The organism is Methylovulum psychrotolerans (genome assembly GCF_002923755.1).
Classification (GTDB): Bacteria; Pseudomonadota; Gammaproteobacteria; order Methylococcales; family Methylomonadaceae; genus Methylovulum; species Methylovulum psychrotolerans.
In genome coordinates this window covers 12,853-37,299 of record NZ_PGFZ01000020.1, presented here as the reverse complement: position 1 = coordinate 37,299, position 24,447 = coordinate 12,853, and the positions used below count along the sequence as shown (strand labels likewise).

Below are 24,447 nucleotides of genomic sequence, written 5' to 3'. Positions count from 1 at the left end.
TTCAATTCCCGCCGCCTCCACCATACAAGTTATTGATAAATATATTATTTATTTTATCATTTGTTAAAAGTGGCTGTTAAAGTGGCTATTACCTAGCCGATTAACAGCCACTTTCCATCAAAATACCCCTATCAAATACAACAAAATTCAGGCCAAAAAGCTACGGAATAGCTTGTATTCATCTGCACTTTCGCAATTTGCAACAAAAAATAGAGGAGGAGAACCGAAAAGGTGAGGAGGAGTGCTTTTGTTGCTTGACAGATAAATAATAAAGTAATTATTGTTATAATATTATTACTATTTTATAATATCTAAAATTTAATTGGAATTAGCTCCACCAGTTGGTTTTTATGAAATTTATCATCCTATTTTTTCTATTTTTACCGTGCTTACAAAAGTAGTTGACGCTCCAGCCGCTACTACATCTATATAAAGTTTATTAGCCGCACCGCCCATATAGAGTACCGTATTCCCACCAGCGGCTGATAAGTCTAAATAAAAATACTGGGTATAATTAACGCCGACTGAAGCAGTAGCAGTACCCCCCGTTCCACCTGAGCCATTAATAGGGCTAGCAATAGGCGTACCTGAGTTGTCAGAAAACCTTATAACTAAATCATGCCCAGCTATAAGCAAGTTGCCAACAACATGAATAATATAAATACCGATAGGAAAAGATATTGTGCATTGCCCACTAGCATTAAATACTAGCCCAGAAACAGTGTTATACAAGGTTTTTGACTGTGCCGGGTTGCTGTTAAAAGCTAATTGAGTAGAGCTATTATAAAAATGACTAGCTCTTAGTAATGCAATGGCTGATATTGCCCCACCACCAGCACTAAGCGTTACCCACTGGGTATTGTAGGTAGTGCTGTCAATTTTAGATAGCACCTGATTGGCAGTGCCGCCGGAGGGTACACCTGGCCCCGTCGATCCAGTCGCACCTGCTGGCCCCGTCGATCCAGTCGCACCTGCTGGCCCCGTCGATCCAGTCGCACCTGATGGCCCCGTCGATCCGGTCACACCTGCTGGCCCTGTTGCACCCGTTGGCCCCGTCGATCCGGTCGCACCTGCCGGCCCCGTAGGCCCCGCCGGCCCAGTAGCCCCATCCATAACCCCAATAACAGCCTTGGCTTGAGTAGGAGACAAAACCTCCGGCTTCCCATCCCCCCCCGTAATCCTACCAATAATTGTATTGCTAGCAATATCCTGCAACTGAGCAAGCGATACAGGCGACGTAACGCGAGTCTTCAAAACCCCTTTAGTCCGATCATAAACAACAACCGTCACAGCATCACCTCTTCCACCGCCAACGCCATACTAAAAGCATCCAGATAAGGATTAGTCAAAGCATCCAATGCCGTAAAATTCCCCAAAAAAAACCGCTCAAACCAAAACGAACTAACCGCCTTTGCCCCATCAATCACAACATATTCCGGCCAGCCAGGCGACCACAACACCTCACCAACCAAACCCGCTACCCGCTGCGCCGCTACTACCCCACCAACCGCCTCACCCTCAGCCAAATTCTTAAATGTCGTCGTGGCCACCCGCATCGACCGATATTGCCGGGCAAACTTAACCCCCCGCTTGCTCTTATTAATCTCAGACAAATCAGTCCGAGAATAAGACACATCCCCATACTCCACATTAAAATCAGGACTCAACAACTCCCCCACAAAAACCCGCCCTATCTCTAGGTATCCGGTTGAGTTGCCACTGTCTGACACCGTAATCGTGACTTTATTTCCGGCTGCGTTACCCGGTAGGTAATAGCCGCAACTGGTGACCAAATCCGCCACCCGATCAGCATCAACAATCGCCGCGCTAAACGTATGCGCCGTATAAAACGGGTCATCAGCATGAAGATAAGGCCATACCGCCAATACCCCCGAATCATCCAGCAAAGTAGCCCCTTGGTAAGTCTTAACCTGCATAGTCGCATCCCTAGACAAATTATGCCCGGCAATCGCCACCACCCCAATAGCCCGCGCCGTCAACCCCGCAAACGAAACCGTCAACGTAAAATCATCAGCCGTCGTAGACCGCGCAACCTCAGCCAAAAAAGGCGTTTTTACATTAGTCAAAGGCATAGCCGCTTCCCAGGCGTTGGTAGCCGTCAACGTCGCCGCCCCAATCCGATTATTAAGCCCTAATAAAACCTGTCCAGTCATCCCAACCCCCTTTATCCAAACAACGACAACGTGACCTGTCCAAGATCATCATCAATCTTATAGCCGATCAAAACCAGCTTGCGACCCGCCGAATACCCCAGCCGATCATTAAAAATCTTACCCGTGCTACCGATAAGATACGACTTAACCCGCACCCTATCAACTACCACATCAACCACATCCCGTCGCACTTTAACAATCGGCATCAACCTAGCCAACAAAGTCGCCACGTTGCCCGAATACCTCAGCAAACTCTCGATTTTTAACAAAATGCTTAACGGATGCCGTGTCAAAACCGCACTATCCACGCCCGTCTGCTCGCGGTACTGCGTTTTAAGCCGTTGCCGCCAATAGCTTGACACATTGCCATCAATGCTCGCCTGTACCGTCTCAATGCGGTCAAACTGGCATTGCACGCTGTAAATCGGCAAACCATTACTGCCCAAGCCTGTCGCCGACCGCGAAATACTGATAATTTCCCAGTCCTGCAACTGCCAATCCTCCGTGCTGGCCGGCGCCGCCAACAAATTCAAAAAAATCTCACCGCCAACAAAATAATAAAACCCCGCCACACTGGCCATCACTTTATTAAACAGCTCCAACGTCGTCGCCGCACTATCAACATACCGCCCCAACACCCCCGCCCCATTAATCTCAGCAACCCCGCTGCTATCAACCGTAAACCCCACCTCATCAGCCAGCAACGCCAGCACATCCCCCGCCTTATGCACTACCCCAGACCCATTAACCGATATAGCATCACAAGTCACCGCCCCAAACGGCTTAGCCGACAACCGAAAATACCCCTGAAAACTGCCCCACAAAGCCGGGCTATCTGTACCCAAAACATGCACTACATCCCCATCGCCAACAGCCTCCACCAAGCCATCATCCAAGATAACAACCCCTCCAGAAAGCCCCGTCGCTACAGAATAAATAGCCACATGGCTACCAAACGACACCTTGTCACCCGCAATAATTGCCCCAACGCCAGAAGCCACCGCAACAGACGTATCACCCGCCCCGTGGTCGCCATCCACAAAATAATCCGTAAACTGCAAAGCCGTAGTGTCGGCATAAAAATCCACCACCTCCAGAAACGCATTATTAGGCACAGCTACCGCCAAACCAGTCCCCAACTCAATAATACCCGCCGCCAACCCCGTCGCTACCGTGTAAATCGTCTGGTGGTTGCTAAACATCACCCTCGCCCCAGCCGGAATATCGCCAATCCCAGTATCAACCGCAATAGACGTTGCCCCCACGCTCAACGCCCCATTAACCTGATAGTTGGACAGCCTTATCCCATCATCATAAACCGCCGTAATCACGCAATCTGCCCGGCTTGACACCTGATAAATGAGCAAAGCAGAATTGACCAAAACAGGCGACATATTCCGACAATCACCAAACACCTTGGGCTTAACATTACCGCTAATCGTATCTGCCGTCCCCTCAATGCCAGCGGGCAAAACATTAGTACCCGCATAAGTGTCCAGCGGGTGCTGATTGCCCAACGTCTCTTGCCGTGCCTTTAACGCAAAAATAACCTGCCCATCCTGCTCAGTCATCCGCCCCACCGTGCCGACAAACCGATCCGTCACTGTGCCGCCCTCAAAAACAGACACCGTAGCCGCGCGGCCATCAACCGCATAATCCGCCAAATAGTCCAGACGGCCATCAGTATTATCAAGCGCAATATCTCCTATACTGCTACCTGCAAACATCGCAAACAATCCGCCATCATTAGCAATCACGCTAACTAAGGCAGGTTTAGCGATCCGGGGCGAAAAAGGATTACCATCATCATCAATATACTTGCCGTCGCTAAACCGCAACGTCACCGCCGCATTGCTGGCATCCAACGCCAAAACTGTCAATAAGATAATCATCAGCTAATCCCAAAATGTATTGATGTCGATACATTTGCCATCATTTCATCGTCTCCACCCGTTTAGCCCGATTACCCCGCTCAATCGCTTCAACCTGCTTTTCCAGCTTCTCCGCTACTTTTAAAAATCCCGCTTGGTCAGTCCGCACATTCGCGGCGGCATGTTTGTTTTGCTCGATCAGCAAATCCCCTAGCTTCCGCAACTCCGCCACCGCCGCCTTCAGCTCCGCCAACGTATCCAGATCCTGATTAACATCGGCACCCGAAGGGCCTGGCCCATTGACCAACGCCTGAATCCAATCCGGCATCCCCACCGATACCGACACCGTAGCGGGCTGCTGATTAAACAGCGTTACCGGAATGCTGCGCCCATCAGGCAAAGGCACTGCCGCTTCCGGCCCCGCCTCGCCAAAAATTGCCGCCGTATGCGATACGCCGCCCATGGCATACTTTTTCAACGGGTCGTAAGTTTTAGCGGTATACGGATGTTTGAGGTGATCCATCAACGTCGATAGGCTGTTAAAGCCGCCCGCTATTGAGCTAAAGCTAACCGCTTTAACTTGATCAGCCCATGCCTTATTGTCCAAGCCATCAGCCAAATAGCTAACGGCATCTTTGGCAAACATCCGCACCAACGGGTCTATGTCGTCTGAATTCAGGGTCCGGGTTTGGCTGTTAAAAGTATATGACTCGGTGCCATTGCCCCCGCCCCCGGCGATTTTGACAAAAACATCCGGCAATACCCCGCCCAATATGCCTTCCAACAAATGCCCAATATCACCAAACTGGGCACGCACCGATGCAAAGTTGCTATCCCTTAATCCGGCAATCACTTGCCCAGACTGTCGGCTGCTAGACTGATAGGTCTCGCCGCCGACAACAGCCCCCGAATTTGCCTTAATAATGGCCTCCGCACTAAAGGCACTCCGGCTGGCGTTATCGCTCCATCCCAGCCGATTTTCTTGCTGTTGAGCTGCCGCGCCATAAGCCGCTGCCTTTTTGGCGATAGGCGTATCGTAAGTAGCACGGCGGGCAGATTCTTGGCCTAAAAATGCCGCCTTATTGGCATTATCCGCCGCCACCTGCTCTTGGGCGGCTTTGGCCTTTTGCCAATCGGTCATGGCGATCGCCAAGGCATCAACAGCATCTTTTACCGTCAAAACTGATTTATTTAGCACGCCCAAAGCGGTCAGTTGCGAGGTTAAGGCATCAAGCTGGCTTTTCGCCACGTCGGCCTTGCCCTGCGAGTAGCCAATTTGCTGGGTCAATAAAGCCTGGGCATCCGCAAAATCTTTGATGTAGCCCAAGCCGCTAGCATTGTAATTTTTAGAGGCATCCAAATAGGTTTGGGTGACATTTTGCAACTGGCCCAAAGCGGTTTCTTTTTGTGCGTCGGTACCCGTTGCCAAGGTTTTGCGCAGCGCGTAAAAATCAGCTTTGGCCGTGGCGTATTGGTCAGCTGGGGCGGCTTTATTGTTTACCAGCGTTTTTTCAAAGCTCTTTAGTGAGTCAACAAAGCCTTGGTACGTCGTGACTTGCTGTTGCAGCAAACTGGATGCGGTATCGTAGGCTGTCTTAACGGCATCTTGATAGGTTTTTAAGCTGCTCTCCAATGACGAATAATAACTGTCTGCCGCGCTGCTTAACTGCAACAGCAGGGTGTAACGCTCGCGGTCTTTGGCATTGCTTAAGTCCAAGGCTTCGACCAATGCCCGATAGCCTGCGCGGGTATCGGGCAAACCAAGGAACACGCCCTGCAATTGAGCGGTTAAGTTTGCTTGCCGGCTGGATTGTTTTTCGGCATCGCTAAAAAACTTGTCGTAGTAATCGCTGAAATTGGTTTGGAAGTCTTGCAGGCCACCCGCTGCTTGCACTAGCGCGTCGCTGATCGCCACCGCATCCCCAGCCATGCTCATTCCCGACGTGCTGAGTGACTGCTGAACGACGGCGACCTCGGCGACAATGCGGCTGGCGGTCTCCAACATACCCTCGCCCAAATGCTGATATTTTCCGACCACCGAACCAAAAACATCGGTTGCCATGGTATCCAGAGCGGTTGACAGCACGGCATTAAGTTTTTTGGCAGCATCATCACCGCTTAATCCAGTCAAATCGATTTTTAACGGTGGCATGACATAATCGCGGACTTGCTGTTCCAGATTGCCGCCCAGATTTTGTGCTAAGGAAATCGCTACCTGCCCCGCCGAAGAATAAACAGCGGTTAAAGAGCGTTCGACGCGGCTATTCAGACTATTAAACGCTGTTTCATAAGATGTCGAATCGCTAAACAAATCCCATGACCGGATTTTGATAACGTTGTATTGCTGAGCTTTGAGCATTGCCCCGTCAATAATTTGACTAAATGTTTGCGAAGTTGTCTGTATGCCCCTCTCAACTACTGATGTATATCCGCCAGAAAAAATTGCGTCAATTAATGCAATGCCAGATACAGCATCTAACAATTTCGTAAAATTTTGCGGTTCGAATAATGTAAGAATTTTTGGGCTAAAAAAATCACCAATACCCGTTACTGATTTTTTACCTAAATTTAAGCCAACGTTAGACGTATCCAACCCACCCGCTTGGAATAATGTCGTAATTGTCCCCGACAACGCTGCTTGCAAATCCGTAATGCCCGTATTAATACCGCGCAATTCCGGGTATTCAGAAGCGTGAATATCTTTAAGCGTGCTGACAATATTGCCGATAGACTCGGACTGCGCGGTGCTATCACCCAGCACTGTTCCGGTGTCGGGAGAAGACGCAGGCGGCTGGGCAATAGAGCTGCCCAAGGCGCCCGTGGCAAACCCGATAGCTGCCATGGCCGCCGCCATCGCCGCCATCAAAACAAAGCCAATATACGGGCCGGCTGTAGCTTGGGTAGCCACTGCCTCTGCTGCCTTTGCTTCGCCCTTAACGGTGCTGGCAGTCACGCTGGGGATAATAGAGGCTGTTTCCGCCGCCGCCACTGCGCCAATGCCGAACAGCTTTTGCGCTTGCAATACCAATTCAACCGCCGCCAGCCCCTGCTCTACTTTGCTAAACGCCTGCCGTGCCGCCGTATTTTCGCCAAACATATTGGCAGTGGCTCCCGTCAGTTGCCGAATACCCGTTAATCCGGCCAGCGTTTTTTCTCGCTCCAAACTGATGCTTTTTTGTGCATAGGCTTTTGCCAGATTATCGCGCTCAGATTGCTCAAGGGAAGAATCAAGGGCGGCTTTTTTAGCTGCCAAGGCATTATCGGCAATCGCATCATTTGCTGAATGCAAAGATTTGATGAAACTGTCAAAGGCATTAGATAAGCCGCCGATACCCTGATTTATCAAATCGAAAGACTGAGTGCTGGTCAGGCCAATATCACGGGTTGAGCGGTTAATTTCATTCAGCTTTTCTTGGTAAGTGATTGCCGCTTCGGTATCGCGTTTTAATAAGGCCGCATTATTGGTTTTGTTGATTAGACCAACCATTGCCGTATCGGGCTTAGTCTTGTCAGCATTCGCCCTTTTCAAGCCATCGCGGCTATCAAGTTCTTGGCGGGCTAAAAACGCGGCCCGTGCTGATCCAGTCACTTCCAAATACTTGACGTTTAGCTCATCGATGGTGCGGGTGTAAGCTTGGGTCTCAGTGATGGCCGTGCGGTTTAAATCGGTTAACGCTACTTCCTGATTACGGTAAACTTGGTTGATTTTATCGTTTATATCAACAACCTCTTTTGATGTCCGTATCTGTTCGCGTGGGATAACCGTCAAGTCGCTATGCGCTTGCATGTACGCCGCTTTAGCTTTTTGCAAATCGTTATCAAATTTATCCAACAGACTTTCAAAAAGTGCCGTATTTTCTTGCCCGTCGATTTTAAATTCAGTCGGTTGGAAAGTATGCACCGCCGCCATTGCCGCCTGTTTTTGTTTTTCCAATGCGGCGACTTCGGTTTCAGTAGCTTGGCGTATCAGCTTTTCACGCTCCGCTAGATAGCTTTGCAAGCCGATATTATTTTGCTGATAATCAAACTCCAGCTGCTTAGCATTCAAGGCATTCAAGGCCAGTTGTGCCTGGGCGACTTGCTCAATACCTTTTATCTGCACCTCATAAGCGGATTTATGCGCGGCCTCTAAAAGCTTAATGCCTTCTTTTTCATCTTTTTTATCCGCTTTTTTAGCTTCAGACGCAGCGGCATCAGCGGCTTTTCTCCGCTCTTCAGCCTGATTTTGCGCTTCAGTAGCGGCAATCAAATTGGCATTATTGCTGACAGCTTGGTTATACTCATTATTTAGCTTGGCAACTGTCGAATTGTAAGACTCAAGGGCCTGCTGCTCTCGTTTTAGTTTTTCTTCATCTAGCAACGCCGACTTGGTAGCACTTCCGGCAATGTCAGGCAATTCGCTTAAATCGCGTTTGTACGTTTTTAAACTTTCACGCGCGGCATCTAAATTGGCTTTAGCCTTAGCTATACCCGCATCCAACTTATCTTTTGCCGATTCGGTCGAAAAACGCGGGTCATCATTAATTTGTTTTTTGTCAAACTCCAGAGGGCTAAGGTTCGCCTTATCCGTTGCCTTTTGTATTTCAGCCATTTTTTTCAAATACGCATCCTGTGCAGGCATTGCCCGGTCATACGCATCACGCAAATCGCCAAGATGTTTGGTAAATTCTTCTGTCGATAGCCCCGCTTGATGGTTGGTTTTTTCATAGAGATTCAGTAAATCTACTGACTTTCTCATTTCTTCATTAAAAATTTGCTCAGCGGACTTGGTAGACAGCTTAATGTCTTTGTAGTTACTTGTTATGGCAATGGCCGCATCTTGGGCTTGACGATACTCAAATGTCGAATGGACATTATCCAAGATAGCTTGGGTACTTTTCTTGTGAGCCTCGGTTAAGGCATCCAGACTGCCCCAATCCGTAAAAGCGGCTTTGGTTTTTGCAGCCCAGTACGATACATCTTCAAAAGCACGGGCAAAGCCTCCGACTACTGCCGTCGCAGTATTTGCAATGGGTGTCCATCCGCTCATCCATGAGCCAATCTGATAGCCCATAATCCCCGCAAAAGCTACATTCAACAAATTCATGGGGCTTAATAATGCCATCATGCTTGCGCGTTGTGCAGCGGATGCTACGGCATTTGCCTCTTGAGCAGCCGCCAATTGCCGCACGGCAGTAGCCTGCGCCGTTTGTGCCGCCGTCACTTCTGCAGATAAAATGGCTTGCTGGGCATCTAAAGCCGCAATTTCAGCCGTTACTGCCGTGCGTTCTTGCTCAGCAAAAACTAATTCGTATTCGGCTTGGGTGCGCAAATGCAAGACTGCCGAATTTTGCACCGCCGCCGCCGTAGCAGCAATCGTTGCTTGGGCGCGGGCAATATCAGCCTCTGCCGCCGCCAAAGAGGCGGCAGCTTGAGGCCGCAAGGCGATAATGCTTACTTGTGTTGCTTCGGCGGCTAATAATTGCGCATCGGTATTGCTTTTGGCAATTTGTGCGCTGGCGATCATCGCATCGCGTCCGGCTTGGCTTGTTAATGCCTGCGCCTCTTGCATGGCGGCTAAATCAGCCGTTGCCGTTGCCAAAGCCGTTTGTGCTGCCGTCAACTCAGCAGTAATAGCCGTTTGCCGGGTATCCAATGCCGTTTGTTCAGCGATTAAAACCGTGCGCCGTTGCTCAGATTCTGCCAAGGCAATTTGTGCCGCTACCCGATTATTAATAGCCGTGGTGCTGCCTAACATCATAGATGTTGATGCAATCGTCGCCTGGGCGGCATTAATCTCGGATTCTGCCAAGGCAATTTGTGCCGCCGCCGCCTGCCGTGCCGCTTGGGTGCTTAACTCTTGGCTTTGCAAGTTGCTCAGGGTCGCTTGGCTATTAATTGCCAAGGCCTCAGTATGGGCTTGCTCAACGGCAGTTTGCTGGGCAATCGCCGCCGCTGCAAGCTGTGAGGCTATCCGGCTTTGGTGTTGGCCGACAACAAAGGCCTGCAACGCGCCAACACCTTTGCTGGCTAAGTTTAGCGTTGCCGCCTCCCCAACCAATACCAGCACATCTAAAATGGCAGGCAAGTTATGGGCGACGGTATCAATGCCGCTAGCAAGGTTAGACGTAGCGCGGTGCGCATTATTAGTCGCATTTACATACTGGCCAAACTGCGTTTCTACGTTTGTAAATGCCCCAGCTACCGTCACCGGAATTTTAGAAAATTCTTCATCAATTTTAGGGGCTTGGGAAAGCAAAGCGGTAAAAACTTTATCCGCCGTCAATTCCCCGGCTTCCGCCATTTTGCGCAATGCCCCAACGCTAACACCAAGGCCATCAGCTAGCGCATGGGCTACGACAAAACCGTTTTCCATAATGCTGTTGAACTCATCGCCGCGCAACACGCCGGAAGCCAAAGCCTGTGACGTTTGCCGAATAACCGAATTGGCTTCACTTTGCGCCGCGCCCGACAATTTCAGCGACTTAGCCAACATGTCGTTAAACGCCAGCGTGTTTTTAATGCTGCCGCCCATTTGCTCAACAGCGGCATTCGTGCGTGAAAAAAGCTGCTGATTAGCCCCCATTTCAGTATGCGTCTGCATGGAAATATCCAGCAACGCCTTATTAGCAAAAACAAAATCACCGGTTGATTTCGTCGAAGCGATAATGCGTGATTCCGCTAATTTAACCGCATCGGCCACACCGATAATTTCCTTGCCCGCATTAAAAATAGCAAACGCAGAAAACCCCGCTACAGCGGCGCGGGCAGCGCCACCAAGGTCGAGGGTTTGGGTAGCCAACTGGCTAAAGGAACGTTGGGAATTAGCCGCCGAACGGCTAGCTTGGTCGCTAGCCGCCGAAAGCTGATTGATATTGCGGGTAGTCTGAGGAATAACCGAAAGCGAACCGTCGGCATTGGCACGAAGCCGTAGCGTAAGATCAAGGTTAGTGGCCATTGCTTAACATCTCCATGATTTACGCTCATCAATTGATTTTTTTTGTGTTGCGGTCAACGCCACCCGCTGCTTATCGGGCTTTTTGTCATCATCTTCTGCCCGCTTATCAGCCCAGGCCTGTAACGCCCCCTGCTCAATCGCTTCAAGGCATTCCAGCAACCGTTGCTGTTTGCTACGCGAAGACTCAAACAGTTTTATCCGCCCGATCACCGCGCCATGGTCAAGCCCGGTAATCCCGCCAAAGCCATGCAGCCAATAAGCCTGTATTTTCAAGAAAAACTCAAACGCTGGCCACGCGTCATAATCGACAACAAAATCCCGTGGCTGCTCCACAGGTTTTGTAAACTTTGCCGGAAGTCGGATGTTGAGCTTTTTAAAACTGTCCGTGCCATCATGGGCCACGCCCGTAGGCATGGCCCAATGATAACCGGCGCGGGCTAGTTTCCCAGCAACCGCTTAGTTACATCTGCCGGACTGATACCGCGCTGCAAATTGACTTGATAATTCGCTAACGCCGCCACAATCCACGTTTCTTCCAGCAGGGCCGCTTTGCTTTCATCGTTAAATTCCATCGGGTTGCCATCTTCATCTTTCAATCCGACTACATTAACCAAGGTACGCTCGACCAACGCCCGGTCAGAATTTTGCTTCAGCACCGCCGCATATTCATCTGCTTTCAAAACGTCTAAAGTCACGTCAGCCGTGTGGTTAATCGTTTTGCCGCCATCGCCGACTTCCGGCAACGTTGCCGTAAAAGTGGACTGTCTTTTTTTTCCAACAGTTAACGCCATTGTTTATCTCCTCGGTTTTTGTCCTGATTAATTCAAGACGATTTTAAAATCAGATTTGACCATCAATTCAAGGTCAGCCGTCATCACGCTGTTGGTATTAGAGTCTGGGCAAGCCGTAATTTGTGTCTGTGGAAAACCCAAAATAACTTGATTGCCCATATCACCTAGAGCAACAAAAGTCGGCAGCTTGGTATTCGCTTGCAACAAGCCCTGATAGTCCCAATCCACTTTCAGACCTTTATCGACCGTAATTTTTAGCATAGGGTTACAGTCGGTAATATAGGCACGTTTGTCGCCCGGCACGTTGCGGTACTGCACATCATTTCCCAAATCCGCAGACCATTTATGTACCACCGCATCAGCAAAGCCCACTATCAAGCGTGAGTTGATAGTATCAGCGCAAACAACTTGTGAAGGCACATACCGCGATAACATTTCGTTATCCGGCATATCCACATCATCATAAACATCCAAGCTGCCTTTTAAGCTAAACGTACCGATAGCAGACGTATCAGCATCCAGCCCAAATACCGCCGACCCTTTGCAGCCAACAAACCGATAAAACAGCCCATCGTTAAACCACTCAATAGTGGCCGATGCTTCGCCTGTTTTGCTGGGCAACTGGGTATACTGGATGTACGGATTAAGCGTGTAATCCGCGCCCGTCGCCACATACTGCGAAAAAGGCGGCGAAACAGCACAAACTTGCGTAGCACCCGTATAAGACGTAATCACCCGCGCTTGCTCGATAGAGTACGTCGCACCGGCTGCCGGGGCTTTGTAGAAATTGCTCGATACCGTAGCAATAACAGTGTCAGGGTTAAACGCCGCAATCGTGCGCTTTTCGATAATTTCAAACGTGCTGGTATTGTTTGGGTTATTAGCCAGCGTACCGTTTAATGTAGCCTTACGGATAGAAACATCATAAGCACCAATTCTTAATGTTTCTGGGTCATTGCCACCCGTCGTAATTTTGATATACATCCCAGCCAGATTTTGTGTACCGACAACGCTGTACGGCAAGCAAATGGCATTCGTTGTGCTATTAAACGAAAAGGTATCAATAATAGTGCCGTTATAATGCTTAACTGCAATCAAGTACCCGGACATTTTGGCATTGCTAAACAATATTTTGTAAGGCTCTTCACCTGTCGGATCAGAAAAAGCCGTGCCGACTATTGCCGCATGGGTAGTGCCGTTGTATGCCGTAATTGTCCGGCTCTCACCGTTTAAGACAATAGTCTGCCCAACATAGTCATCATCAATACCCGAAGGGTTACCGCCCAAAATAATCAGGGTCGTCGTAGAATCACCATCGGCTGTACCCGAATTTTCTGCCGTCGCCGCCGCTAACTTCATAACGTTTTTAGCGGCAGAACCCGAAGCCTGCGCGGTACCGGATAAAATAGCGACCGAAAGGCTGTGGAACGCATAAAACCCATCAACCTCAGATTCACCGGCATCCAGCGTTACGTTACTGCGCCCACCCGCTACTAAAGCGTTGGTTGTTGCCGTCGAATTGAAAAGTCGCTGCAAAGCACAAGCCCGCGCCAAAATATCCCACTGTGGCAAGCTGCCAGGCACCGGCACTTCATTTGCCCCGCCCAACGCCAAATCACATTCAATATCAATGGACGCATCGGTATAACTAAATTTCTTCGCTTTCCCGCCCCGCGTCGGCGTGACAAGGTTTGCATCAATGGTTTTATGGTCAATTTTGACCGTAACCTTATTAGCAATCACCGCATCGCCGTCCGCTGTCAAAGCGGCAACACCGTAGGTGGATTCCGCCTTGGCTCTGACGGCAGTATTTGTGGCTATAATCGGGTTGCTGGTACTCATTTAGAATTCCTCTTGGTTGTTTTTGCGGCCAACAGCTCCGGTGCAGGTTCGGCGACGGCCAACAGCTCCGGTGCAGGTTCAACAACGGCCAATAGCTCCGGTGCAGGTTCGGCGACGGCCAGCGGCTCCGGTGCAGGTTCGGCGGCGGCCAGCGGCTCCGGTGCAGGTTCGGCGACGGCCAGCGGCTCCGGTGCAGGTATAGGGGCAATAGGTGGCAATACTTCACCATCAAAAAACCACCCGCCGTGGGGTTTGCTATAAAATCCTGGCTTGCCCGAAGCCTTGACTTGAGCAATTGTCTTGGGTGTTGCGTATAAACTCATAACCCCTCGCTATTTAAAAATCATGTAATCAGTTCTAAACGTATCTTTGTAAGTCAGTTGTCGCAGGTCTTTTTTGCCCTGCTCACCGCTTACCCTTTCAATAGGTATTAGGCAATTAACAGGCTTCCAACCCACCAAAGCCGCTTGTATTTCTAAGCGATAAATCCGCTGTTGGTCAGCGTCAACACTGCTAAACTTATCCGTCTTACTCGCCGTGCGCCGCTGTATAACTTCAACTGTCACTTCCATCGCCACCCGCTGCCGCACTCCGGTAGCGATAGAATTAGTCTCCGCCGCATCCCCGCTCAAATAGACAAAACCAACGGGGGATTCCCTGTCATCAATCATCAAGCTGTCGTCAGGGATAACTTGATAAAACCGTCCGCCAAACGTGGGGCAATTTTCTGTCAAGCAGTCAGCCCAATCGACAAGATCAGGCAGGTGTATCATTTTTGCCAAACCACTTGGTAAATAAAGCCTGAGCGGCCTTTTCAAAAATCACAATGGCTCCACTGCCCATGTGCCCAGTAACGCCGATCAAAAACGCCGACACCTTAACCTCTAGCCCCGCCGAATCGCACAGCAAATACGTCAGCAAGCCAACAAAACCACTCACCACCCACTCGCCGATCAGCTCAGTGACCGAAAAACGGCAATAGCCCTTGTTGAGTTTCTGGATGTACTTAACAGTACCTCCGCAAGCCCCCCAAAACGCAACCCACAAAAACGTCACCGCATCCGCCGATAACCCAAACACCTCTAAAACTGGCTTTTCCATAATCGTTTTTTTAATTAAAGGTTAAGGGCTTAAAACCCGTTTAAAGCGGCCTGAACTTCCGGCAACTGCACAATTTGATTAAGAATTGTTGCCGCCTCGCTATCCGTAACGCCTAAAAAACTGCGCGGTGGTAACACAATCTGCCAAGACTGCCCTGCCGTCACCCCCTTTAGCTCTTTTATCAACAACCCGGCTTGCCCAATTGTCAGATTTTCAGTAATCCATTTCATCGTCGGCGTTTTCCATCCGCCATTTTGTCGCCGAACCTTGTAGCCCAAGCCGAGCAATTGCTTTGCTTGTATGCGCGTCGCCGGTGCAGTAACAGGCAACCGCCTTGCTTGCTGCCGATTTAAGGCGGCGGTATACGTCTCCGTGCTGCCCAATTGCTGCTTAGCGGCAATACGGCCCTCTACAGATGATGCCCAACCGATCAACGCTTCAGTATCCGATACAGCCCGGATGCTTAGCCGTTGCCCCAACTTAGTCAGCATTTTTTTACGCCGTGTCGATTTGCGCGGGGTAAACGCTTGTTGATTAAGGTCAGATTGCATCCTAATCCGCGCCTTGCTGTTAGCTAAAATTCGTTTAGCTAAAGCCTTAATCACTACCCGCCGTACCTGTGCCGGAGCCGCTGCCAAGCGTTGTTGCACAGCACTAGCCCCATCAAGCCTCAGCGTAATCATATTAGCGAGTAAGTTTTGCTATTAAAAACCAACGGGCCGGCTTCATCTTCTTGCGCGTAGACAAACTCACGAAACGGGATGCCAAACTCAACATTAGCCACCTGCGCATCCAGCACATCTAAAATAATCGGGAACTCAAACTTATCCAGACTATCGCCGCTGTTTTCCATCAGCCAGCAACTAATGCTCGCCGTCAAAATGCTTTCGTTAATCCGGCCATGGGGGTAACGCTCAATAAAAAACGTTGCGGTGTAATGATTTTCGCAAACAATAATACGCCCAGGCACACCGGTATTTCGGCCAGACGGGATAATCTGCAAATCATCCACCCAGCTATCAATCTGCTCAGCCGCCACAAAATTAAGCCCCTGCAGAAAGGTATGTAACTGCCCGATCTTAATCACAGCAACGTCACCCGCGCATAACGCGGGTCAGTGTAGCCATCTTCCGGCAACACCGACCCCAGCAAATTATTGATAGCTACCCAGCATTGCTGCATCCAATATTCTTCAGTTTGCGGGGCTTCCTTGGCCGCGTTTTCCGCGTTGGGCTTGCGGTTAAGGCTATTAAACTGCTGCAATAAAAACGCCTTGGCATAGCAACAAACGGCATGGACATAGTAAAAATGCAAAACCTCATCACCATCAATCTGGCTAGAATTGGCGGCGCAATACAAAGCCAACGTGTCATAATCGCCAATAATCGCCAGCTTCGCCGCCGCCAGCTCTTTATTGCAAAATACCATCGCCGCTTTAAGACCCATCAGCACCACCGCATCGGCATATTCAGTTGGTATGCGGTAATCATCAACCAAATCCCCCACCGTCAAATCCGGCCAAAAGCCGTCATTAGTGACAGCTTGGGCGGTCGTGTTGGCTGGCTTACCGCTAAAGCTCATTACAGCCGACCGACAATCATAATGTTAGCCAATTGCTTAGCCCGGTCTTTAACCTGCCCAGCCCATCGGCTTGCCAACATGCCTTTGCTGGCCGCCACATAATCACTCCGGCCAACCGCCGCCAGCGTGTTCTTAAATTCCAGCAAGCCGTCAACGCCAAGGTTGTAAGCCATATCCAACAATACCGCTTGCCGCGCCAAATTAAGCTTAGACCACCACGGCAACTTGCCGGACAGCTTATGCTCAATAATATCCAGCATCTGCACCAAGTAAGAACTGGCCTCAACCATACCGATACCGTGCGCCTTCAATTGGGCGATTTTTTGTGCAGATAACTGTAAAGGGTTAGCTTCCAGATTATAGCCATATCCAATCGTGGCAATACCCACGGTATCGTTATAAACTATCGACCTAAACCCTTCATGGCCTTTTACTAAATTTACGACTTTATCATCCACAAAAACCGCCTTATAAAATAGTGCCAGCTCAGACAAACCACCCGCCAAGGCCTTAAAAGGTTGCCGCGTAAATCCGTCTGCACTGGGCTTGAGGAGCCGTTTTAATCTTGCTCAATATCAATAAAGAGCGTAAAAGTTTCGCCGGAGGCAGGCACATAAGCATTACGCGCCACTACCACCGCCCATAAGTTCTTAGTCGTATCAGCCGTTTTAAAAATCTTATTGGGCAATGGCTGCGAAAAATAAACCCGGTTGCTGCTCGCATCACCGTCCGCATAGCGCGGCGATTTAAAGCTGGCGACCGCCGCACCCGTCGAATCAAACGGGGCATGGTCATCATAAAACTGAAGCGTTGCCACCAAGGTCAGCATTTCCGCATCCGTGGGCGTAAACGCCGCATTGTCATTGTCCAGCCCAACCACTGCCGAAAACAAAAACACATCCGCTTGCAACGGTAACGCCGGAGCCGCCGAACTAATCAGTTGGGCCGAAGAAATACGGCCATAGCCGCCTTTCAGCGCAACGCAATTAGCCACGACAATTGCTGTTGGTGTAGACGCGCTATTAGCGATCACATCCCCAGCCGCATAAGTCGTGGTATTCGCGGGCCGCGTAATGCTGGTGGATACTACAACGGGCAAAGCCCGCAAACGGTTCAAATAACTGCCCATCAGTAATTCCTCTTATCGTTTAAGCGTCTGGCAAGGGTCTTTGTCCCGTGCTTCTCAGGATTATGCGCCTGCGCCATTTCGCACAGCTCAAAACCCCGTTGATATAATTCTTTTTGCATAGCAGGGTTATCGTTCATATCCCCCTCGCGCTCTTTATGTTTCGCCAACATCGCATAGCATTTGCTAACAACGGGAACAGGCAACGTGTAACGCTCATCCCACCCCGGCAACTGCCCAACCAACTCATCTAAGTAAGGACTAGCAGACCACCCCTCGACTAGCATAATATTGGCCCAGTCATACAGCGCATCGCAAACATACGTCGGCATGTTCCGGCCAAAGTTTTCCGGCATCGCCTGATTCTGTCCGACCAATACCAAGGCGATTTTTAACGCTGCCTCAACGGCCATCACATCAAACAGCCAAATCATCACCTGCACAGCTACCGGGTTTGGGTAGTTGTCGCCAGCGTCAATATAAGCGGCCACAAACGTCGTGTAATTTGCCAGCAACCCTTTTTTGATGGTTTGCTTTTCCGCCAAATCGCTAACCGCCTTAAGCTGCCCAACGTCGTTATAAAGCTGCTGTAAAAATAACCGCAACTTCTCCGGCTGTCCTGCCCGCTTATTTATCGTTGCCTGGGCGGGCAGAACATCAGGCACCTTTGGCAACGCCGCTGCGCTTTTAATGCTGTCCCGCTTGGCCTGCATTATGTCGCGTATACTCATTAAGCGACCGTAATGCCGTCAGCAAAAACCGCTTGCTCTTCGTTGTAAACGACATACCCGCCGTTGCAACTGTTGTAATCGGCAACTGAGCTATAATCCGGTTCGTCACGAATAGTCCGGCGGATGCTGCCGCGCTGCATGTAATACTGTAAATTGCCGGGAGTCGTCAGCAAAATCCCGCCATCGATAAAAAACGGCGGTACAACAGCAGGCAAACCGCCATAGGTTGTTACAATTTGCCGACCAGATTCGATCATGGCCTTTTTCGCTTCGGTCATTTCCGGCGAACGATAATATTGGCCTTCTGAATAGCCCATCAGGTCATCCGATACCATCGCTATCAAGCCATCCCGCAGATGTACAGGGATGGTGTATTTCAGTTCATTTACCACACTATCAAGCGTTGGGTACTGACGGCTACCCAAGACAATGCCCGTAGACGCGCCGTCCAGATAGTTAGAGCCGCTATTGAATTCGCGCATGATTTGCAGCCAACCCACCAACAAATCCGACATATCGGGATTAGTCGCAATATCTGTCGTATCGGCGGTGGTGGTACCGTTCCAACCGACCCTGATAATGTCGTTAGCCATCGCTTCTTTAACCAGCGTGTTAAACAAATCGGCAAAATTTGGGAACTCGCTCCAAGCGTCCAGCGTCGCATACAGCACCCTGATGTCGTTATCGACCTCAAACAACTCATAGTTTGCATTAATCAACTGGATAAGGTTGCGGGCCTGCCGTTTAGCATTGCCGACAATTTTCGTCCGCGTCGCCGAGCCGCCAGAAACCGACATGGCAATTTTTTCGCCCTTAAGCTGCCGTACCAGCATGATGGTCAGATACGGCATAAACCAACCGCCATTTTCGACCAGCTTTTTAATCAAGGTGTTTTCGACCATCGGGGTCGCGGTAAACTCTTGGCCGGGTTCCGCACTATAAGCTTTTGCGCTCAGGGCAATAAATTGGTTAAACACCTGCCGAGCGGCGGGGGGTAATGGATAAGCCATTGTTGTTTACTCCATAAAAAAAAGGGGGGCAGGTTAAACGTAGGCGGCGAATTCATCCGCACCGCCGCCACCAGCTGTTGGCGAATTAGTACCCGGCTGCTCTTGCAACGCCGCCGCCAGCTTGGTACTGATGTCAGTAAATCCTGTTTCCAAGGTCGCCAGCTTGGCGGTAAAGTCAGTCAACAACTTATCCTTTTCTGCCACTTGTGTGGTTAATTCCGTCACCTTGGCCGTTAATTCCGTCACCTTGACATCATCACCAGCGGCAGGCGGTGGCGGATTAGTACCCGTCAATTTTGTTACAGATTCTTTCAGCTCTGTAAACGCAACCGTCTGCGCATCAAACAGTTTTTTTAATTCGACATATTCCGTGCTGGCCATCTCGTCATCACCTTTAATTTGTAAATGTTTCGTAAACTTCATAAACCATGACGGCGGCTTGTCATCCTCGACAACTACGTTAGATTCAATAAAGGTTGAGTAAAAATTTTTATCATCAGGCAGTTTGCTAAACCTGACTTCTTCGGTGCCCAAGCTTGCCGGGTTATCGGTCGCTGCTAATCCCGTAAAATACCATTTACCAGTACCAGCAAAATTGGGCATTACTTCAATGGATGTAAACAGCCTTTGACCGCTGTCATTGTTATAACGATAAAAATCGTTAGGCTCAAACACGGCATACAAATCAACCCCGCCTTCAGTATTTTTCTGCAAGCTAATGCTGTCAACAACGCCAAGGTTATAGCCGCGTAAGTGGTCAGGCCAAATCAACGCCGTATAGCTATCGCGGTTATAGGTCTCTACCGCTTGGGTCAGCATCTCCAGCGTAATCTTCCGCCCGTCAATAGTATTGCCGCTTCGGGCAACCCGAAAAGGCTTAGTTTTTAACGCCACAATCAACCCCTTTATTGCTAAAACACCCAGTTGCACACAGATTACAAGCAACCCCGCACACAATAAAGCCCCGCCTATCCAGCCCCGTTTGATACCCACAAGATCAAACAAAATCAAAAACTTTAACCAATACAACCCCGATTGCATTACATAAAATGCAGTCATGACAAGCAAAGCCGATAAATCCTTCCGTTATTCGCCCGAAGTGCGCCAATGCTGCCGCGCCATGTTTATTCGCGGCGCAACGGTGGACGACATCGCCTTAAATTTCAATATTCCACCGCGCACGGTTTATTCATGGCGGAAATCCGAAAAATGGGATGCTTTTTGCCCGGAGGGTACGGTAGAAGAAGTGCTGGCCAGACGCATCAGCGTCTTAACCGCTATCGAAGATAAAACCAAAAACCAACAAGAAGAATGGCAACGCGCCGTCAAAGCTTTCGGGGCCTTAAAGATTGATCTGGCTAAAGCTGAAGAAACCAAAGCCCGCGCCTTATGGATAAAAAATAACGGCATCCCCACCGCCACCGCCCAAGCTGCTACTGAAGGTGATAACCAAGAAGCACCGCGCCCCAAAGGCAAACGCAAAGAGAAAGAAAAAAAGGTCAAAAACGACATCTCGGAAATCACCCCAGAGATGCTCGCCGAAGTGCGTGCCAAGCTGTTCACTTGCCAGTACACCGCCGCTTGGCACGCCGCCAAAGAAAACCCGCTAACCCGCCGTATCCGCTTTATCTTAAAAAGTCGCCAAATTGGTGCAACATTTTATTTTGCGTGGGAAGCCCTAGAAGATGCCATCCTAACTGGCGATAACCAAATCTTCTTGTCGGCCAGCCGTAGCCAGGCGGAAGTGTTCAAGGGCTACATGATAGCCTTCGCCAAAATCTACCTTGAACTTGACCTAAAAGGCACGGACGTTATCACCCTGTCAAATGGGGCTAACCTGCGGTTTTTATCGACCAACGCCACCACCGCGCAAAGCTATACAGGCCATCTCTATATAGATGAAGTGTTCTGGATACCGAAATTTGAAAAAGTGAATCACGTTGCCGGGGCGATAGCGACCCACAAACATTGGCGTAAAACCTACTTTTCTACCCCGTCCGCGAAAAGCCACCAAGCCTATCCGATGTGGAGCGGCGAAATTTACAACAACAAATTGCCGGAGAAAAAACGCGCCGCCTTTGATGTGACATGGCAAAACCTGAAAGACGGCCAAATGTTCCCGGATGGGATATGGCGGCATATCGTCACCGCCCAAGATGCCGTTGACCAAGGCTTTGACCGTATCGACATCGATATGCTTAAGCTAGAGTCCAGCAGTCAAGATGCCTTTGATAACCTTTACATGTGCAAGTTTATCGACGATTCTCAAAGCGTCTTCAACCTGCAAACCCTGTTAGATTGCGTACTGGAAGCCATGGAATGGAAAGACTACAACCCCAATGCCGCCCGCCCCTATGCTAACAACCCCGTAGCCATCGGCTACGATACGGGCGTATCGCTAAAGGGCGACGCGGCACAACGCGCCTTGCTGGGCATCCCCATCAAACCCAAAGACCCGTTTAGGTTATTGGGTCTAAGAAAACTCCAAGGCCAAAATTTTGAATTCCAAGCTAACCGCATAAAAGAAGATGTTGAAAACTATAACGTCCAATACATAGCACTAGATTTGAATGGCCTAGGCATAGGCGTACACGAACACGTCCAAAGATTTTACCCAGCCGTTACGCCGTTAAACTACTCGCCAGACAACAAAAACAGGCTGGTGATGAAAATGCTCGACCTCATCAACACCAAGCGGTTTTTAATGCTGCAACGCGATCAGGATGTAATCAGCTCATTCATGTTAATAAAGAAAACAATCAGCAACGGATCTGGGGCCATTATCTACAAAACTGAACGAAATGCCGCTGGTGGCCACGGCGATTCCGCATGGGCCATCATCAACGGCGTAAGCTACGAGCCGCTGGTGGGTAGCCACAAACATGGCACGGTGGTGATACAAGCATGACCGCCCTAGTCAGTTGCCGCACCTGCCGCCATTTTACCGCCGACCCCATCGGCGACGGCGACGGCATCGGCCATTGCCAAAAACTCGAAGCCTATTTAAAAACCAACCCGACCCCACAAAAAATAAACCTGGCCCTCATCGCCTTGGGCAATTTACCGCCCGACCGCGTGATCTGGGGCGGAACCCTAAACCACCCAACCCGTCAATGCCAAAAATATGAACTTAACCCAGCTTAAATACGGCATCGCCGCCGCCAAGACCTTCATCAGCGGCGTGGCCGAACAATTCACCAGCCCGGCGGCCGCCAGCACTGACAATGGCCTACGTTTCAGCTTTGGCGAACCTGAATCTGTCTTGAACAATAATATTGTCAGCTCCCTAGGCACGTTCTTATATGCGAATGGCGAATATTGGTTACCGCCCGTTGATTTAATCGGCATCGCCGACCTCATCAACGTCAATGCGTACCATGGCCCTATCCTGCATTTTAAGAAAAACATGCTCTTAAAATACTTTAAGGCCAATTCAATGCTTAGCTATAAAGACCTTGAAGCCGCCGCCTTTGATTACCACGTTTTCGGCAACTGCTACTTTCAGCGGCACTATAACGGCTTCGGCAAAGTCGTGCGCCTCTCCCGCTTGCCCGCTATCCGTATGCGCCCCCACAAAGACCCAGATGTGTTTGTGCAGCTGCTCAACGCCATCAGTTCCACCAACGACTTGGCGACCACTAATTATTGGGGATTTATCAAATACCAGCCGGGCGAAGTCCTGCACCTAAAAACCGTAGACGCAAAACAAACCATCTACGGAACCCCTGAATATCTAGGCGGTATGCAAACCGCCATGCTCGGCGAAAATTCAACCTTATTCAAACGCCGCTACTTTATCAACGGCGCTCACACGGGAAACATCTTTGTCACTAATGATGCCGGACTCAGTAACGAAATGTACAAAACGCTTAGTGATTCAATCCAAAGCAATAAAGGTGTGGGTAACTTCCGGTCAATCTATATTGACGTGCCAAAATCATCTAGCCGCGAACCTGTCAAAGTGATTCCAGTAGGTCAAGCGGCCACTGGCGACGAATTCAAGGCCATTCAAGAACTCACTCTGCAAGCCATGCTGGGCGTACACCGCGTGGCGGGGGAATTCCTTGGTGTACTGCCGCCGCAATCCGGTAGCTTAGGCGACCGCATCAAAGTCATGATGTACTATCATGAATTTGAAATAGAACCAATGCAAAACAAATTCCTAAGCATCAATGAAGAAGTCAGCGGCAACCCTATCCAGTTTGAAGCACCGAATTGGGGTATTTCCGCGCCGTAGTGCCTTAACCACTGTCAACAGCTGGTAAACTATCACCAAAATTTGAGGAGATTTTTACCATGAAGACCACCTGCCCCTACTGCAAAACTGATTCGGTGTTCTACCGCGCTGAAAAGCTCACCGACACCGAATCATCCCTAGACCTGCAATGCGCCGACATCAAAGCGTGCGGGGCGCGTACCACCTACACCCTATCGGTTAAAAAACTGCTCCAACCCTCCCGCTTGCCCATCGACAAGCAAAACCCCAACCCCAACGGCTTGCTATCCAGCCGCCAACGCATCCATTGCTCTTGCTGCGGGCAACCCGCCGTTATCTATGCCCGCTACAACCCCACCCACATCACCAGCGACTTTTACACCCAATGCCAAAACCCAGCCTGCCAGGCGCGGGTGCTGGTAGACCTGTCCTACCAAAGCACCGAACTGCCGCCCATCACCAACGTGCAGCTCATGGCCGTGCAAATCATCCGCACCACCCCACCCAAACGCCGCGCCGAACTGCAACTGGACTTGCTGGCCATGGCTGGCTAAACCCCAGGCATAAAAAAACCCGCACTAGGCGGGTTTTTTGTGGAGGGGATTGTTTGTGCTTAATAGCCTATTAATTGTATAGCTTCTGACGAAGACTTCCGTAGCCGCTTCAAAAACTCAAAATCATCAGGCGTTTTGGGAAAGGCAACTCCATACCTTAGCGCAACCTCACGCGGATGCACGACCAAAAACGTAACCCCATACCTTACTTCAACTTCGTTTCCATCAGCATCGTATTCATCACTATTTTCAGCATCTGGCAATGCCTCCTCATCTTCAATGCTTGTATAGCTGCCATGCACTCCAGAAGTAGAAAACAAAACAAAATTTAATTGATCCGCCTGACCATCAGGAAACAGTTGGCGCAAAACAATTAAACCATTGTCATTATTAACCAAGCGATTAACTGAGCAATGTATAGAGCCATTAAAAAAATCTGGTTTTACTTTTTGCCACATGACTATCCCCCACCATCAAAAAAACCACAAAAAAGGGCAGCATCCCTGCCGCCCC

Annotated in this window: 23 protein-coding genes; 4 read left to right on the top strand and 19 right to left on the bottom strand. The window is 49.8% G+C overall.

The window, feature by feature from the left end; translation table 11 throughout:
• Positions 1-360 precede the first annotated feature (360 nt).
• The 18 genes from AADEFJLK_RS24795 to AADEFJLK_RS21765 all read right to left on the bottom strand — a co-directional run bounded on the left by AADEFJLK_RS24795 (position 361) and on the right by AADEFJLK_RS21765 (position 20,058).
• On the bottom strand, positions 361-891 hold the full coding sequence (locus tag AADEFJLK_RS24795) for a hypothetical protein (RefSeq protein ID WP_170065210.1): 531 nt from the start codon (positions 889-891) through the stop codon (positions 361-363).
• Positions 892-1,286: 395 nt separating this feature from the next.
• On the bottom strand, positions 1,287-2,174 hold the full coding sequence (locus AADEFJLK_RS21845) for a hypothetical protein (protein ID WP_103975770.1): 888 nt from the start codon (positions 2,172-2,174) through the stop codon (positions 1,287-1,289).
• Between the two features lie 11 nt (positions 2,175-2,185).
• Positions 2,186-4,066: a hypothetical protein gene (locus AADEFJLK_RS21840; protein ID WP_103975769.1), complete on the bottom strand. Its 1,881-nt coding sequence runs from the start codon at positions 4,064-4,066 to the stop codon at positions 2,186-2,188.
• 40 nt (positions 4,067-4,106) lie between these two features.
• Positions 4,107-10,982, bottom strand: a complete 6,876-nt coding sequence (locus tag AADEFJLK_RS21835; protein ID WP_103975768.1) for a tape measure protein — start codon at positions 10,980-10,982, stop codon at positions 4,107-4,109.
• Positions 10,983-10,985: 3 nt separating this feature from the next.
• Entirely contained in the window at positions 10,986-11,396 is a 411-nt protein-coding gene (locus tag AADEFJLK_RS21830; protein ID WP_103975767.1) for a DUF1799 domain-containing protein, read from the bottom strand.
• Between the two features lie 23 nt (positions 11,397-11,419).
• Positions 11,420-11,773, bottom strand: a complete 354-nt coding sequence (locus AADEFJLK_RS21825) for a hypothetical protein (RefSeq protein ID WP_103975766.1) — start codon at positions 11,771-11,773, stop codon at positions 11,420-11,422.
• A gap of 27 nt (positions 11,774-11,800) precedes the next feature.
• Positions 11,801-13,615: a hypothetical protein gene (locus AADEFJLK_RS21820; protein ID WP_103975765.1), complete on the bottom strand. Its 1,815-nt coding sequence runs from the start codon at positions 13,613-13,615 to the stop codon at positions 11,801-11,803.
• Positions 13,612-13,938, bottom strand: coding sequence for a hypothetical protein (locus tag AADEFJLK_RS25295; RefSeq protein WP_211299305.1), 327 nt, complete (start codon positions 13,936-13,938; stop codon positions 13,612-13,614). Before AADEFJLK_RS25295 ends, AADEFJLK_RS21820 begins: the two co-directional genes overlap by 4 nt.
• 9 nt (positions 13,939-13,947) lie before the next feature.
• Complete coding sequence (locus AADEFJLK_RS21810) at positions 13,948-14,388, bottom strand: phage tail terminator protein (RefSeq protein ID WP_103975764.1); 441 nt, start codon at positions 14,386-14,388, stop codon at positions 13,948-13,950.
• Complete coding sequence (locus AADEFJLK_RS21805) at positions 14,372-14,716, bottom strand: phage holin family protein (RefSeq protein ID WP_103975763.1); 345 nt, start codon at positions 14,714-14,716, stop codon at positions 14,372-14,374. Before AADEFJLK_RS21805 ends, AADEFJLK_RS21810 begins: the two co-directional genes overlap by 17 nt.
• 29 nt (positions 14,717-14,745) lie before the next feature.
• On the bottom strand, positions 14,746-15,399 hold the full coding sequence (locus AADEFJLK_RS21800) for a phage virion morphogenesis protein (RefSeq protein WP_103975762.1): 654 nt from the start codon (positions 15,397-15,399) through the stop codon (positions 14,746-14,748).
• Positions 15,396-15,803, bottom strand: coding sequence for a phage tail protein (locus AADEFJLK_RS21795; protein WP_103975761.1), 408 nt, complete (start codon positions 15,801-15,803; stop codon positions 15,396-15,398). The genes AADEFJLK_RS21800 and AADEFJLK_RS21795 overlap by 4 nt, the downstream gene beginning before the upstream one ends.
• On the bottom strand, positions 15,800-16,297 hold the full coding sequence (locus AADEFJLK_RS21790; protein WP_103975760.1) for a head completion/stabilization protein: 498 nt from the start codon (positions 16,295-16,297) through the stop codon (positions 15,800-15,802). Before AADEFJLK_RS21790 ends, AADEFJLK_RS21795 begins: the two co-directional genes overlap by 4 nt.
• Complete coding sequence (locus AADEFJLK_RS21785; RefSeq protein ID WP_103975772.1) at positions 16,297-16,755, bottom strand: glycoside hydrolase family protein; 459 nt, start codon at positions 16,753-16,755, stop codon at positions 16,297-16,299. The genes AADEFJLK_RS21790 and AADEFJLK_RS21785 overlap by 1 nt, the downstream gene beginning before the upstream one ends.
• Before the next feature lie 101 nt (positions 16,756-16,856).
• On the bottom strand, positions 16,857-17,426 hold the full coding sequence (locus AADEFJLK_RS21780) for a hypothetical protein (protein ID WP_103975759.1): 570 nt from the start codon (positions 17,424-17,426) through the stop codon (positions 16,857-16,859).
• Positions 17,426-18,154, bottom strand: coding sequence for a phage terminase small subunit (gene gpM, locus AADEFJLK_RS21775; RefSeq protein WP_103975758.1), 729 nt, complete (start codon positions 18,152-18,154; stop codon positions 17,426-17,428). The genes AADEFJLK_RS21780 and gpM overlap by 1 nt, the downstream gene beginning before the upstream one ends.
• Positions 18,154-19,164, bottom strand: coding sequence for a P2 family phage major capsid protein (locus AADEFJLK_RS21770; protein WP_103975757.1), 1,011 nt, complete (start codon positions 19,162-19,164; stop codon positions 18,154-18,156). The genes gpM and AADEFJLK_RS21770 overlap by 1 nt, the downstream gene beginning before the upstream one ends.
• A gap of 33 nt (positions 19,165-19,197) precedes the next feature.
• Positions 19,198-20,058, bottom strand: coding sequence for a GPO family capsid scaffolding protein (locus AADEFJLK_RS21765; protein ID WP_170065216.1), 861 nt, complete (start codon positions 20,056-20,058; stop codon positions 19,198-19,200).
• A 163-nt stretch (positions 20,059-20,221) separates the two neighbouring features.
• On the opposite strand from AADEFJLK_RS21765, the gene AADEFJLK_RS21760 reads away from it, so the two are divergent.
• Genes AADEFJLK_RS21760 through AADEFJLK_RS21745 form a run of 4 tightly spaced genes read left to right on the top strand, consistent with a single transcriptional unit; the run spans position 20,222 to position 23,934 of the window.
• Positions 20,222-22,072 carry a terminase large subunit domain-containing protein gene (locus AADEFJLK_RS21760; RefSeq protein WP_103975755.1) on the top strand — a complete coding sequence of 617 codons (1,851 nt, stop codon included), beginning with the start codon at positions 20,222-20,224 and terminating at the stop codon, positions 22,070-22,072.
• A complete protein-coding gene (locus AADEFJLK_RS21755; RefSeq protein WP_103975754.1) occupies positions 22,069-22,308 on the top strand; it encodes a hypothetical protein in 240 nt (79 codons plus the stop codon). The genes AADEFJLK_RS21760 and AADEFJLK_RS21755 overlap by 4 nt, the downstream gene beginning before the upstream one ends.
• Positions 22,289-23,401, top strand: coding sequence for a phage portal protein (locus AADEFJLK_RS21750; protein WP_103975753.1), 1,113 nt, complete (start codon positions 22,289-22,291; stop codon positions 23,399-23,401). Before AADEFJLK_RS21755 ends, AADEFJLK_RS21750 begins: the two co-directional genes overlap by 20 nt.
• Before the next feature lie 59 nt (positions 23,402-23,460).
• Positions 23,461-23,934 (top strand): hypothetical protein, encoded by a 474-nt coding sequence (locus AADEFJLK_RS21745; protein WP_103975752.1) that lies wholly within the window; start codon positions 23,461-23,463, stop codon positions 23,932-23,934.
• A 59-nt stretch (positions 23,935-23,993) separates the two neighbouring features.
• Here AADEFJLK_RS21745 and AADEFJLK_RS21740 read toward each other — a convergent pair whose 3' ends face one another.
• Positions 23,994-24,392: a hypothetical protein gene (locus AADEFJLK_RS21740; protein ID WP_211299304.1), complete on the bottom strand. Its 399-nt coding sequence runs from the start codon at positions 24,390-24,392 to the stop codon at positions 23,994-23,996.
• Between the last annotated feature and the right edge of the window lie 55 nt (positions 24,393-24,447).